Origin of the sequence: Chroococcidiopsis cubana SAG 39.79 (genome assembly GCF_003991895.1) — a bacterium.
Classification (GTDB): Bacteria; Cyanobacteriota; Cyanobacteriia; order Cyanobacteriales; family Chroococcidiopsidaceae; genus Chroococcidiopsis; species Chroococcidiopsis thermalis.
Window position 1 is genome coordinate 54087 of record NZ_RSCK01000032.1, and the last position, 12443, is coordinate 66529.

16 protein-coding genes are annotated in these 12443 nt (G+C 43.3%); 15 read left to right on the forward strand and 1 reads right to left on the reverse strand.

The window, feature by feature from the left end:
* Positions 1-3: 3 nt before the first annotated feature.
* The 7 genes from DSM107010_RS18910 (at position 4) to DSM107010_RS18940 (ending at position 7530) form a co-directional block, all read left to right on the forward strand.
* Positions 4-987 (forward strand): Tab2/Atab2 family RNA-binding protein, encoded by a 984-nt coding sequence (locus DSM107010_RS18910; RefSeq protein ID WP_106167728.1) that lies wholly within the window; start codon positions 4-6, stop codon positions 985-987.
* Positions 988-1025: 38 nt separating this feature from the next.
* The gene (locus tag DSM107010_RS18915; protein ID WP_106167729.1) at positions 1026-2162 is read left to right on the forward strand and encodes a tyrosine-type recombinase/integrase; all 1137 of its coding nucleotides are present in this window, start codon (positions 1026-1028) and stop codon (positions 2160-2162) included.
* A gap of 382 nt (positions 2163-2544) precedes the next feature.
* Positions 2545-2754 (forward strand): hypothetical protein, encoded by a 210-nt coding sequence (locus DSM107010_RS18920; RefSeq protein ID WP_106167731.1) that lies wholly within the window; start codon positions 2545-2547, stop codon positions 2752-2754.
* 172 nt (positions 2755-2926) lie between these two features.
* Positions 2927-5878, forward strand: a complete 2952-nt coding sequence (locus DSM107010_RS18925) for a DUF3987 domain-containing protein (protein ID WP_106167732.1) — start codon at positions 2927-2929, stop codon at positions 5876-5878.
* A 22-nt stretch (positions 5879-5900) separates the two neighbouring features.
* The gene (locus DSM107010_RS18930) at positions 5901-6335 is read left to right on the forward strand and encodes a hypothetical protein (RefSeq protein ID WP_106167733.1); all 435 of its coding nucleotides are present in this window, start codon (positions 5901-5903) and stop codon (positions 6333-6335) included.
* A gap of 30 nt (positions 6336-6365) precedes the next feature.
* Positions 6366-6707, forward strand: coding sequence for a hypothetical protein (locus tag DSM107010_RS18935; RefSeq protein ID WP_127023624.1), 342 nt, complete (start codon positions 6366-6368; stop codon positions 6705-6707).
* Positions 6708-7131: 424 nt separating this feature from the next.
* Positions 7132-7530 (forward strand): response regulator, encoded by a 399-nt coding sequence (locus tag DSM107010_RS18940; protein ID WP_127023627.1) that lies wholly within the window; start codon positions 7132-7134, stop codon positions 7528-7530.
* 244 nt (positions 7531-7774) lie between these two features.
* Here the strand turns inward: DSM107010_RS18940 and DSM107010_RS18945 are convergent, their stop codons facing one another.
* On the reverse strand, positions 7775-8182 hold the full coding sequence (locus DSM107010_RS18945) for a response regulator (protein ID WP_106170085.1): 408 nt from the start codon (positions 8180-8182) through the stop codon (positions 7775-7777).
* A 489-nt stretch (positions 8183-8671) separates the two neighbouring features.
* Here DSM107010_RS18945 and DSM107010_RS18950 point away from each other — a divergent pair, with 489 nt between their 5' ends.
* Genes DSM107010_RS18950 through DSM107010_RS18985 form a run of 8 tightly spaced genes read left to right on the forward strand, consistent with a single transcriptional unit; the run spans position 8672 to position 12392 of the window.
* Positions 8672-9094 carry a hypothetical protein gene (locus DSM107010_RS18950; protein ID WP_106170083.1) on the forward strand — a complete coding sequence of 141 codons (423 nt, stop codon included), beginning with the start codon at positions 8672-8674 and terminating at the stop codon, positions 9092-9094.
* Positions 9078-9392 carry a hypothetical protein gene (locus tag DSM107010_RS18955; protein ID WP_106170080.1) on the forward strand — a complete coding sequence of 105 codons (315 nt, stop codon included), beginning with the start codon at positions 9078-9080 and terminating at the stop codon, positions 9390-9392. The genes DSM107010_RS18950 and DSM107010_RS18955 overlap by 17 nt, the downstream gene beginning before the upstream one ends.
* Positions 9382-9837, forward strand: a complete 456-nt coding sequence (locus tag DSM107010_RS18960) for a hypothetical protein (protein WP_106170078.1) — start codon at positions 9382-9384, stop codon at positions 9835-9837. The genes DSM107010_RS18955 and DSM107010_RS18960 overlap by 11 nt, the downstream gene beginning before the upstream one ends.
* 5 nt (positions 9838-9842) lie before the next feature.
* The gene (locus tag DSM107010_RS18965) at positions 9843-10457 is read left to right on the forward strand and encodes a hypothetical protein (RefSeq protein ID WP_127023630.1); all 615 of its coding nucleotides are present in this window, start codon (positions 9843-9845) and stop codon (positions 10455-10457) included.
* On the forward strand, positions 10457-10777 hold the full coding sequence (locus DSM107010_RS18970; RefSeq protein WP_106170074.1) for a VCBS domain-containing protein: 321 nt from the start codon (positions 10457-10459) through the stop codon (positions 10775-10777). Before DSM107010_RS18965 ends, DSM107010_RS18970 begins: the two co-directional genes overlap by 1 nt.
* Positions 10755-11168, forward strand: a complete 414-nt coding sequence (locus tag DSM107010_RS18975) for a hypothetical protein (RefSeq protein WP_106170072.1) — start codon at positions 10755-10757, stop codon at positions 11166-11168. The genes DSM107010_RS18970 and DSM107010_RS18975 overlap by 23 nt, the downstream gene beginning before the upstream one ends.
* A 12-nt stretch (positions 11169-11180) precedes the next feature.
* Positions 11181-11570 (forward strand): hypothetical protein, encoded by a 390-nt coding sequence (locus tag DSM107010_RS18980; protein ID WP_106170070.1) that lies wholly within the window; start codon positions 11181-11183, stop codon positions 11568-11570.
* Between the two features lie 18 nt (positions 11571-11588).
* The gene (locus DSM107010_RS18985) at positions 11589-12392 is read left to right on the forward strand and encodes a phage tail tape measure protein (protein WP_106170068.1); all 804 of its coding nucleotides are present in this window, start codon (positions 11589-11591) and stop codon (positions 12390-12392) included.
* Positions 12393-12443 lie beyond the last annotated feature (51 nt).

A 12443-nucleotide genomic window follows, 5' to 3' on the forward strand; every position in this document is an offset into this window, starting at 1 on the left:
CAAATGACCAATGACAAATCAATTTGGCAAGCTGATTTTTATCGTCGCCCGTGGCAAGATGACACCGGACAGGTATTGTGGGAATTGTTAATCTGCGATGCCGAAGGCGGTATGCTCTTCGACCATGCTACGCAAACGCGAAGCGACCATCGCACGGGGAATTTTCGCTACGAAGCCATATGCCCGCAAGCAGCAGCGAATGCATCGTGGTTGGTAGAACAGTTGCAATTAGCTGCATCTAATTCATCCGAATTTTTTTCGACTACGCCAAAGTCAATCTCCCCTAGCCCCCCTTATCAAGGGGGGTTGGGGGGATCGGAATCTGTGACAGGACAGACAAAATTGGCGTTACCAGATACAATCCAAGTCTTTCGCCCGCAATCTCTCAGTTTAATCGCCACCGCAGGGCAAAAACTAGGTATTACTGTAGAACCAACGCGGCGCACTGGGGCATTGAAACAGTGGTTGCGATCGCGCATACCTCAGTATTCTACCACTGGAGCCTACAACCCCCTTGCTGTAGACAAACCACCCCCCGTCCCCCTACCGGAAAATTTGTGGGGCGATCGCTGGCGTTTTGCGAGTCTACCAGCAGGAGATCTCGAAGCTGCATTTAAGGACCGTCCGCTGCCGATCTTAGACATGCCAGAATTTCTACTTCCCCTAAATTTAGGCTTAGCATCGACAATTGCCGTGCCAGGGATAATAATTTATGGAGGAAGGAAGTCCATGCAGTTAGCCCGTTGGTTGCAAGCAGCGCAGCCGATTGCCCTCAACTACGTTCCAGGCGAATTAGCGGGATTAATTTTAGAAGCAGGGTTAGCAGATCGGTGGGTTGTCGCGACTTTTTCCGATAGTGAGGCGATCGCATCTGCTCAAACTTACGCACAGCGACAGCAACAGAGTCAAGGTTTGCATTTCTTGTTAGTCCAACCCGATGATTCAGGCATGACCTATACTGGTTTCTTTTTACTGAGGGAAGAGTAGAGAATCACCACTGTCATACTTAATTCTCGTACATAAGTATGGCAAAACGTAGACGTAGAGCGGATAACGGCAGTATTACGGTTGAGAATTTCAACTTGAGGGCTAGGTTGAGGTGGACTCACAATGAAAAACAATACTGCCTAGCTCTTGGTATGGATTACACCAAGCAAGCTGTAGCAGTAGGAGAATCCATAGGAGCCAGGATAAGGCTGGACATTCTAGCTAATGACTTCGATTACACTCTCAGCAGATACAAAGCATTACTGCCCCACAGCAAGCCCGTAGAGCCCCAGAAAGTAGTTGAAGATAGTAATACTCTAGCTGATGTGTTTAAGCGGTTTATAGCCTTCAAATCCAAGCAGCTCTATCACCGCAGCATCAACCAATATCAAACATTACTCAAACATCTCAGTAAGTCAGGTTTAGGCAACGTCCGCATTACTAAACTCGACACGCCTACAGCTAACAAAATAGTAGATTACCTAGCGCAAGACATTACACCAGCAACGCTTAGAGCCAGAATTGGTAAGCTGAGTGCTTGTCTGAGTTGGGCTGGTGTTGACGATAGTAAGAATCCATTCAAAAAAGTTGACATTAAATCCCAGTCGAGAAAGCCACCATTACCATTCACAAAGCAAGAGATTCAATTGATTCTTGACGTGTTCGATGCTAGATATCCCCACTACTACGACTACGTTTATTTCAGATTTTGTGTAGGAGCAAGAACGGGAGAAATTAATGCTCTAACTTGGAACGATATTGACTGGAAAAATAACACCATCACCATTAGCAAATCCCTATCAGCCAAGAGAGAAATTAAACCTACTAAGACGGGAAATATTAGAACGATAGTGTTATCAGATGACGTGCTTAACCTTCTAAAAATGATGTGGAAACGTGGTAAGTTTACCCCTACCGATTTCATCTTTACCACACCAGCAAGATTAGCTATCATCGACCACAAGTTTGCTAGAGATTATTGGCGACCAGCCTTAGCAATAGCAAAGATTCCATATCGTAGACCCTATATCACCCGTCACTCTTTTGTAAGTCATGCTTTGAGTATTGGTATCCCTCCAACAGATGTTAGTGCCGTAACTGGACATCACCCCGTTACAATGCTTCAGTTCTATTACGGTCACGTTAAATCAACTCAATTACCTAAATTGTATTAAAGAAACTAACAATTCCTCATGTATCCTCATGTATTATATATGTGTGTTTGCGTAGAGTATCGTGCTGTTTTCGTGTAAATCCGCTTTGAAATTTGTTATACTACAAGTAGTTGTCAACCACATCCATCCACATCCATTTAAGACAATGAAAAAAGATTTTAGTTGTAACAAGAAAGCAATTTACTTGCCAACACAGTTAATAGTTGAATTGGAAGAACGGGCTAAAACCGAGAGACGTTCGTTCAGCTTTGTTTGCAGAGAGATATTGGAAAAAGCTACAGGTCTTGTAGAAGCTGCGTAGCTAGCAAAAAGGCAGGGAACGTGTACTACCAATACCTGTCCCCTGCCCACTCATTCAATTCTTATAGAACACCAAACTAACATGAAAAATCGCAAACCGACATTCGTAAAACTACGCCAGCAACAATGCTTATACACTGGCGACAGGTTGTATAACGCTTTGATGGAATCAATCAGAAAGCCACCTGAAGTCATAGCTAAGGAGTTTGAGCAGAAGGTAGCTAGAAAAGTGGAGTGGTTGAAGAAGTACGACCCACATTCTGTGGATATTTACTTGGCTAATCCCTACTAGCCCCTAAGCAAAGAGAGGGGGTGCTGCTAACACTCCCCTCCCTTCTGATGATTTTACGCTTTGGTTTATCTTCTCTCTGAAATCACGCAATTAGGCAATTACGCAATCACGTAACTACTAATTCACGCAACTACGCAATTAGGCAATTACAAAACTACGCATTACTAAAATTATGACAGACCAACACGAGAACGTCCAACAATCTGACACAAATCCTAATACTCCCGTCTTCCCTGCCTTTGACATTGAGGCAGCGCGGTTGCAGCTAAAACTCTTGGGATATAAACCAGGTGACAGCATAAAAATTAACTGCCTGTATCACAAATCTGACCCGCGTAGTTCAACGGGTGGAGGAAGACCGCTAGAAAGCACATTCCCAAATCTGCCTTGGAAAGAGATACAGAAGAATCAAATGCAAGGCAGGTGCGTCTACTTTGCTCCCAACGGGTCATTAAAGCAAGCTGAGATTAAACAGTGTCGAGCTATTTTCTCTGAGTGTGATGAAGGTACGACAGAGGAGCAGGTACTTAAATGGCGTAAGAAAAATTTACCAGACCCGTCTATAGAGCTATTTTCAGGTAATAAATCCGTACACACATACCTAACGCTAAACCAGCCTTGTACACCAGAACAGTTTACAGAGTTGCAAAAAGACTTAGCGGAGCATTTAAGTAACGGTGCGGATAAGTCGTTACACGATACATGTCAATTAATGAGATTAGCGGGAGCTTGGCATATTAGCCCAGGCAAAGACCCAGTAAGAGTAGATTTTGTTAGCACCCTCGGTTACACCTACGATTATGAGGAATTGCGTACAATAATCCCGCGCCGTCAAAGAGAAGAAAAAGCAAAGCCAAAACATAAGGACAATGGCGAAGCTAATGAGATGCTCAACTTCGTCCAGTACTTAAATGGGTTTCAAGAGAACGGTAGAGCAAGCTGGCACACAGCCGAATGTCCACTTAGTCATAAACATCACAGCGGGAACCATTCGCAAGACTCTCTACATGTCGAAGCTGAGACAGGTGCATATAAATGTCATGCTGGCTGCAATTCCAAAGATGTGTGGCAAGCAGCGAGAAGTATAGCAATATCCAAGGGTCATAAGGCAAAAGAGAAAAACATGGAAGAAGAGGATGGGCGTAAAGAAGAAGTTCAACGCTTGATTGACTTGCACAACTCAAAAATTAACTTCTCCAAAATGCTGCCTCCTGCCCTTGCTGATGCAATAATGACTTACAGCAAGTGGATGAATGTTAAACCAGAAACCTGTTTGCTATCCCTGCTAACCGCTGTATCTTCGCTCCACAAGACAGGCACGGAGTTAATTGTAAGGAAAGCGCAAAACTTCAACGTACCGCCAACTCTATACAGCACTATCGTGTCGCCCAGCGGTCAGAAGAAGTCCCCTATCGAACGGCAGTTCTTTCACTTGCCCATGAGAGGGTTGATAGAAAACGCAGCAGAAAAATATAAAGACGAGCAAAAGAAGTACAAAAGAGAATCAGAATTCTACAAGCTGTGTAAGTCCAGCAAGAATCGCAAAGATATAGAGGAGAATTTCCCTGATGGTGAACCCCAAGAGCCGAGGCAGAAGGTTTATATCGTCAGTGACACCACGACTGAAGGTTTAGCTAACCAGTTTCAGGCACACCCAGAGAAGCCAATACTTTACCTGAAAGACGAACTTTCGGGGCTTGTCAATTCTTTTGGGAAGTATACGGGTGGTAAGGGTGACGACAGGGAATTCTATCTCTCTGCTTATGATGGCACGAGCATAACGATACTGCGTGCTGGTGGTGTTAAAGTTCATCTGGACAAAATAGCGTTGTCAATTTTTGGGACTATCCAACCTAACACGCTCGACAACATCATCAAAGATAAGAATGATTCTGATGGATTCTGGAGCAGGTTCTTGTTTGTAAACCAGCCATTAACAGCAGCTACGTTACCCGACGATGACGACTCAGATTTAGATATTACAGGCGTGTTAGCTAAGTACTACGAGAATATAGTCAAACTACCTGTAATGGAGTATAAACTTAGCCCTGAAGCTTATAAGGCATATCAGAGCTACTACAACTACCTAGAGCAAACCAAACTAACTTTACCAGCAGCCCTGGCTAACGTCTATGCGAAACACGAGGGGCTAGTAGGTAGGCTTGCTATCAACCTCCACGTCTTGCATAACATGCGTATAACCTGGAGACAAGAATTAGCCTTTCCTTCCGTAAGTGAAATTATCCCTTTAGATATAGTTGAGCTTGCAGTTGCCTTAAGCAAATTCTTCATCGGTCAAATAGAGCTGACACACGCAAATATGAGTAACCAACTATCACCGCAGTGGCTAAAGATAATAGAGCTGTCCAAGAAAAAAGGGTGGGTGAAGGCTAAAGACGTACAGCAAGGATATAAAGCAGCCAATAGACCGAAACCAGATGCGATACGGGTATGGTTTAAAGAAATGCATCAACTTGGTCTTGGTGAACTTAGAGGTGAGGAAACAGCTTTAGAATTTCTCGCTTCCTCAAAAGAGCCAGTGGAACAGTCAGTGGACCAGTGGACCAGCCAGTGGAACCAGGGGTCCACCGCTGAAAGTATTGATACGTATAGTGTTGATAATAGTAGTGGATATAATGGAACTAATAATTCTTCTTCATCTACAACTCCTTTTAATACCGCAATTAACCCTGATGAGGTCCAAAGTCCACTAAACGTCTGTAACGAAGACAGAGAGAGCGGTTCGGCGGTGGAACAGGGGGTCCACCGGGGAGTCCACCAGCCTGAAAAAGTCCACCGGGGAGTCCACCGAGAAGAAACGAGTTCCACTGACAGAAAAGAAGATATGGAAATAAAAGCCACATCGTTGGTAGTAAAAGGATGCTTTGGGTCAGTCACTGTTTCAGTGGAGGAGCCTAACGAAGTTGTAGGCTACAAAATCGGTGACACCGTGCGCTACATGGGTAGCGGAAACCTAAAAGGAAAGGGCGAGAATTTAGTGGTGACTGAGTGTGTTGGAACGGATTATGTAAAATGTATAACAACTTCTGGGGAGAGGGCTAGTTTCCCCCCAGGTCTTGAATTCATTCCTATCAGTGATTTAGTTAAAGTCGAGCGCAATTAACCCAGGTAATAGGAGCAGAAAAGTGGAAGCACATCAGTCATTTGTCACGAAACAGCAACTAATCGATATAGCTTTTGATAAGGTGTTTAGCAGGCTTGCAAGAGAGGGTCACTATGAGTTAGTTAGCGCCTTGGGCGCAGCCCTCCATTGCGGCAAGATTACAGTTACTTATTACTGCGAAAACTACCCAGGCGGAGCCGATTGTTTGATGTTTTGTATGCCTAACAAGAAAACAGCGCTAATTATGATTAAACATGCCGACGTGCTTTTTGCTGCCTTGCATGAAGCATTCTCAATAATGCAACTGCGTATATGTACCATTCAAAATCCACTAACCAAAGTTGACCAGCCTGATAACACTTACGCCTTCCGCGTGAAGATTGCGCCTGATTTGGTAGTCCATAAGTTTTGGTATAAGAAACACCCAACATGGCTAACCTACTTAAAAGCTGCCTAATCGTACCAAATATAAAATAAGAAGGTAATTATGACTAAAGGGTTTGGTAAAGGATTTGCTGTACCTTGTAACAAGAAAAAGCATCTACTTTTTTTAGTAGGTGATGGAGTGTCTCCTGAAGTGTTGCGAAAAGACCCTTTGCTTGCAAAGCAGTATGGAAAGTTAAGTGTACAGGATTTCGTTTGGGTGAAAATTAATGGATTAGAAGAATTCTGTAATTTCCCTTTAACATCTACATTAAAGACCGCTGACGGTAAGCTTCAACGTTTGTATAGGCTAAATCGCAAGACTTGCGGTTACGTGGGGGGTGAAGTACTTACTGAGTCAGATTTTGATTGGGATAAGATGTCACGTACTATGATTGGTAGCTAATGAATTGGCTGCACTAGATTCTAGCTGCTTTCAGACGATGGTATAAATACCGAGCGAAATTTCGCACACCACAACCATCTGTGGATAATTAACATGCGAAATCGCATCGATAACAACTTAGACCCAAAAGGTCATGGTTCGCCGCACAGTAGCAAAAACCCGTTTTGGCATCCTTATTGACTCTATTCTCAATAAACCAGCTGCCGTACCCCCCATTTTTTGAAAAAAAGCCCCGACAGCAGCTGCAAAAATGTCCGTTTTTCAAGGGTTCCAGCACCTAGATTACCTATAGGGGGGTAAGTGTGTAACGAAATGTAACAGCCCCCCAGAGCATTTGATTCAAGTCGCAGGTAAGCCCAGAGATAGAGGGCAAGTATTCTACTGTATTGTTCAATACAAAGAATAATCAAACTTTTTTCCATAGATGGTTTTACAGCGTTCTCCTGACAATAATCAGCAGGACAACAGCCACCCGCTAGTGCTGGCTGTTAATGATTATGCTGATAATTTAGAATTTCTCACTTGTCTACTAGAGACAGTTGGATGTGATTCTATTGCTGCTTATCACGGTCGGGGTGCTATTGAAATGGCACAGCAGCATCAGCCAGACTTAATCCTACTGGATATCATGATGCCTGAGTTAGACGGCATGGAAGTTCTCAAGCGACTGAGAAAAAACCCACAAACAAGAGAGATTCCAGTAATTGCTGTCACAGGAATGAACGAAAATCGAGAGTACTTTCTCTCAGCAGGTTTTGATGACTGGCTGGGAAAACCAATTGAATTTGAAGAGTTAGAAGAGGTGATTCGTCGTTACATTTAGCTTTTTAATTCATTAATATTCTTTGATTTCTTCGAGTTCACTATCTTCAACTGTTGGTATGCATCTAATAAAAATTCCCACCAACTAGCATCGTGGTAGGAACGGACAGAAGGAACGACATGGAACACCATATTTTATTGCTTCATTCAATATTTATGTACGATGACGTACATTTCTTCGACCGATAGGCTGAATTAATTGTCACAAGTGGTTGTTAATTAGAACACATACTAATCCTGATTGCTTAAATTTGATTGGAGAGATAGTAATGAATAATGTTTTCTAACTCATCAATGCTGTAAGGCTTGGTAACACATTCCAGACATCCTTTCGCTAGAAAATGTTGTTGATTTTCTGGCTTAGCCATAGCAGTAACAGCAACGACGGGAATATCCTTTGTTAGAGGATTTTCTTGAAGACTTTGGGTAACTTCTACGCCACTAATGTCAGGTAGCATCATATCCAGCAAAATCAAGTCAGGACGATATTGCCGTGCCATCTCCACCGCATTCTTACCATCCTCAGCAGTGATGAACGAACATTCAACGAACTGAAGTAGCTGGACGAGTAGTTCTAAATTATCTTCATCGTCATCAACTGCTAAGATTAAAGGACGCTTCAGGTTGCATTCTAAACCGCAATTTTCCGTCATATTTAGAAATTGACAATTAAAGACGCACCTCCCTGCCTTGAAAATAACTGACTTCTCTATCTCAAGCAATAAGTCATCAGACAGGTTTAAGCTTTAAAAAAACTGTATAAAACACAACGTTCATTCAAAAATCACTAGTGCGCTGGGTATGAAACGCTCATTATCCCTACCTTTGTTTATGGTATACCGGATACTGTATACCAGCTTAAAAATGTTAGAATAATCGTATATACAGAAAGGCTATAACAAATTTCAGGTATCCCATATCTGGTTGGTTCTTCTCTCTTCTAATACGTCCTTTTTTTGCAGCTTCTCCGGCATCTCTCCAGAGGCTGCATTTCTATTTGTATGTTTGCGTTACCTTTGACACTCTGACAAAAGTAACACGATTCATCACTGTATACTGTATACAGAAAAGCCTAAAATAGGCTAAAATAATATACAGATGCAGCATTTTGCAAGAAAAAAGCAGCAATTTGCAGAAGAAATATGGAAAAACTAGAACATTTAGGTTTAAAAGACAGGGAGTTAGTAGCCGTAGCAAAGTTCGTACAAGGGGCTACACCTGGAGAGATTTGTGAAGACTTAGGAATAAACCCAACAACGTTGATGCGATGGCGTTCCAAGCCTGCATTTATAGAGGCTATGCGAATCGGAAGGGATTTCGTGTGGAGTATGGTTGCTAATCGCTTGGTAGACGAGTGTTTATCAACTACGGCTGTTGTACGAGAGATGCGAGACCTCCCTGTCGATGGTTTTGTGGGAGATACAAAAGTAGCCAACGTCAAGCTGAGTGCTTCACGGTTGCTCCTAGAATATGCCTCAAAAGCTCAGGATATGGAGAACTTCAAAGCACGGTTAGAAGCCCTAGAAGCACGGGTGGCAGGCGAATCGAATGAGAACATACTCTAACCTGTTAAGTCGAATTGAAACGCTTGAGAAGCGTATTAATAGCCTTCCCAAGAAACTATCAAAGGCTGATGAAGCTGACATGTACGCCGAAGCTGAGGAGTTACTAAGGAAGTCAAGAGAGGAGCGCAGAAAGAGACAAGAAGAATGGGAAATAGAGTATGCGGAAAGAAGAAAATGGATTCCCCACACACCTGTGGTTGAACACGTACCTAGCGAACCAATCCCGAAAAACGCCACTGAAGTGAGAGAATCACTAGACGAATTTGAAGCCTGGTTAGGTGTACAAGATGAGAATTGAAATACCACCACTACATTTAACACCACCAGTAACAAGTGGTTACTTGAGCGATATCGTAGCCAATCAGAAATTACGCCAACAAGAACTAGAAACCTGGCACCTTTCCATCGCTTCTCAATACGAGGTAGCTGAGGGGTGTCGTCCAGCAAATATCTTTGATGCATTAATTGGACGCATTACTGACCCAGCATTAGTGTTGATGAATCGCGGTAGAAAAGTAAAGCTGGTTCGTGTTGAGGGTGTCAAACAACACAAGACGGAAGGCTGGTGCGTAGTTACATGCGAATTCAATAAGCGCAATAAGGCGAATATCAGCAAGTACTTGAAAGACGCATTCCCTGCACAACCTACAAGGGAAGAAGCCTTAAAAGAATATGAGGCAATGCAGGCAAAGTACCACAACAGCGTTTTATATAACCCAGTTAGATTTACATGGAGTCGCTAAATAAAATGGACGCACAAGAGAAGGAATTATTAGAGAGTGTAGTTGGTGAGTTACGAGTTCAGCGCCATCGCAAGGACTTGGATAAGTTTGAGAAGTACCCACGGCTACAACGACAGATTGAATTGGCTCTACTGTTTCCCACAGAAGAGATGCGGCGTAAGAAGTTGGAAAGTTTGATGACTGACCTGCGCGTGGATATGGCTGAGCAGATTAGGTCTAGCTTCTTGGATGACTTCTCAGACTACCAAGAGTTCGTGAAGCAGGGTCAAAAGATTCAGCCAACCCCAAGCGGTGATGCCGTACCACCACATGTAAAACAAGCGGTGCAGAAGTTTGAAGATGAGTTGAGAGAACAGGTAGAGAGAGAAGTGGAGGCTAGTTACGCAGTCCAAATGCAAGAGGCTAAAGCTAAAGATGCACGTCTGCCTAAAGGTGCTAATGGACGGATGCAGACCCCACACCAATCAGAACTGGAAACACAAATGATTGTGGAAGAACACAAGCGCTTAGGTAGTTCAACATTCAGGAATCAACTAATAGCTGAGGAAAGACGCTTACTCCAAGAACACCAAAGAGTAGAGCGCATTCAAGTTAACCCGCTCACCCAGGTGCAGAAGTGATGGAAATGATGGACTACGCTTACATTACTAATGCTGATAAACGTCAGTTCCTCCATCTGGCTGTAAAAGAAAGCTTGATGAAACGTCGCGTACACCTTCTCAGACAACTCTCTGTGGCATACAACTCGCAATACATCAAGGAGTTGGAGGATATAACGACTTTTATCAATAGCCTAGATAAATACGTCTACACTGAAGACTCTCTTACAATACAAACCTTAGATGGTGTTACGTACAAGGGTGTGACATTGCAGCAGTTCTACGGCAAAGCTTTAAAACCAAACAGTGAGGTGAATTATGTTAGCAGACAGAAAGGTTGATGGGACTTTAGATAAAGAGCTGGTGTTGCGTCCTGAAACAGCCGGAACGGTAGCAAATACATTTGCAGAACCAGGTAAGTTTCTACCAGTGCGGAAGTCAATTAGTTTTCAAGTTGTGATTGCACAGAGAAATACTGTTGCTAACTTTTCAGTAGGTGTGAACTACTGGAGATTCCACCTTGAGGTAGCTACCACTGAAAACGGTACGTATACTCCTGTAGCATCTTGGACACCCACAACAGGTACGCCAGCCAAGACTCGTCTAATCGTCAATAGTGCTTACGTGACTAGCATCATGCCGCTATCTGCTTACGTACATGTCAGAGCCGAAAGATTGGGTGCTGCTGACCCTGTGGACTACTACGCTTTCGTTGCCAAACCATTGAAATAAGGAGCTAAAACCATGACACCCGAAGAAATATATCAACAAGCACTAGAACATCAACGACAGCTGGATGAGGCAGAAGCTAATTATCGAGCCTACCAAGCAAAGGTCTTACCTTATGAGACATATCAATCCATACTGCGCTTCTTTGAAAACAACAAACGCTGTAAGCCTCGCGAGACGTGTGTATCTAGAATTGGAGAAGTAGCCTGCTACCACCCAGATACCAAAGAGTTTGCATTATATACCTGGTTAGACTATCAAAACGCTAAAAACTATGGTTGGAAAGTTATAAGTGACGACCTTAACTTTGCTATTGCCAGATTTCACGTTCCAACAGAAGAACAGTATCAACTAACCGATGCTGATATCCCTGCATATCCCTACCACAAACCACCTTACAGATAGACAAGTGAGTAAGCTCCCATGCCCCGCATCGCGTCAGTTTCAGTTGATGTCAAGTTAAACCTAGACCCTGCCAAACGTCAAATAACGGACTTTGGACATAGTGGAGGGAGAATAGCTGGAGGTAAGTTCGAGCAAGGCTTTACCCAACACATGAGGAGCGCTCAGAGCCGTATGAGTTCTGTGGCTAATTCAGTGTTTACTGGTGTGGCTGCTGGAATGACCACAGCTCTAGTTTCTGCTGCTGCTAGTGCGACACAGGCTATAGGTCAAGTTGGAGCCAGCATTCTTAAAGTCGGGGCTGATGCTGAAAAATCCAAGGTGTCTTTTACCACGTTCCTTGGTTCTGCATCTAAAGCTAGTGCTGTGTTGAAGGATATCACCAAGTTTGCAGCAGAAACACCATTTGAATTACCAGAGGTGGAAAAGGCTGCTAAACAATTGTTAGCTTTTGGGTTTACAGCCGAGCAACTAAAGCCAACACTCACAGCAGTTGGTAATATTGCCGCTGGTACGGGTACTGACTTTAGTGAGTTAGCTGAGATTATTGGTAAGGCTAAAACACAGGGCAGATTATATGCGGAAGACATAAACCAACTTACAGGACGTGGTATTCCGATTATTTCAGAGTTAGCCAAACAGTATGGTGTAGCTGAGTCTGAAGTTAAGAAGTTAGTCGAACAAGGCAAGGTAGGCTTCCCACAACTGGAGAAAGCATTGGTCTCCATGTCTTCAGAGGGCGGACGCTTTGAAGGACTCATGACTAAACTCGCTCAAACCACAGGTGGTAAGTTCACTAATAGGCAGCTTGTAAAAATAACTTAAGCAACTTTTAAAGGACTAAGTTATGATTTTAGAGCAGCATTGAGATTGAAA

Excerpts from the sequence above, each read along its gene's own strand:
- DSM107010_RS18910 (WP_106167728.1), top strand. The coding sequence starts at position 4 with ATGACCAATGACAAATCAATTTGGCAAGCTGATTTTTATCGTCGCCCG.
- DSM107010_RS18915 (WP_106167729.1), top strand. The coding sequence starts at position 1,026 with ATGGCAAAACGTAGACGTAGAGCGGATAACGGCAGTATTACGGTTGAG.
- DSM107010_RS18920 (WP_106167731.1), top strand. The coding sequence starts at position 2,545 with ATGAAAAATCGCAAACCGACATTCGTAAAACTACGCCAGCAACAATGC.
- DSM107010_RS18925 (WP_106167732.1), top strand. The coding sequence starts at position 2,927 with ATGACAGACCAACACGAGAACGTCCAACAATCTGACACAAATCCTAAT.
- DSM107010_RS18935 (WP_127023624.1), top strand. The coding sequence starts at position 6,366 with ATGACTAAAGGGTTTGGTAAAGGATTTGCTGTACCTTGTAACAAGAAA.
- DSM107010_RS18940 (WP_127023627.1), top strand. The coding sequence starts at position 7,132 with ATGGTTTTACAGCGTTCTCCTGACAATAATCAGCAGGACAACAGCCAC.
- DSM107010_RS18945 (WP_106170085.1), bottom strand. The coding sequence starts at position 8,182 with ATGACGGAAAATTGCGGTTTAGAATGCAACCTGAAGCGTCCTTTAATC.
- DSM107010_RS18950 (WP_106170083.1), top strand. The coding sequence starts at position 8,672 with ATGGAAAAACTAGAACATTTAGGTTTAAAAGACAGGGAGTTAGTAGCC.
- DSM107010_RS18955 (WP_106170080.1), top strand. The coding sequence starts at position 9,078 with ATGAGAACATACTCTAACCTGTTAAGTCGAATTGAAACGCTTGAGAAG.
- DSM107010_RS18960 (WP_106170078.1), top strand. The coding sequence starts at position 9,382 with ATGAGAATTGAAATACCACCACTACATTTAACACCACCAGTAACAAGT.
- DSM107010_RS18965 (WP_127023630.1), top strand. The coding sequence starts at position 9,843 with ATGGACGCACAAGAGAAGGAATTATTAGAGAGTGTAGTTGGTGAGTTA.
- DSM107010_RS18970 (WP_106170074.1), top strand. The coding sequence starts at position 10,457 with ATGGAAATGATGGACTACGCTTACATTACTAATGCTGATAAACGTCAG.
- DSM107010_RS18975 (WP_106170072.1), top strand. The coding sequence starts at position 10,755 with ATGTTAGCAGACAGAAAGGTTGATGGGACTTTAGATAAAGAGCTGGTG.
- DSM107010_RS18980 (WP_106170070.1), top strand. The coding sequence starts at position 11,181 with ATGACACCCGAAGAAATATATCAACAAGCACTAGAACATCAACGACAG.
- DSM107010_RS18985 (WP_106170068.1), top strand. The coding sequence starts at position 11,589 with ATGCCCCGCATCGCGTCAGTTTCAGTTGATGTCAAGTTAAACCTAGAC.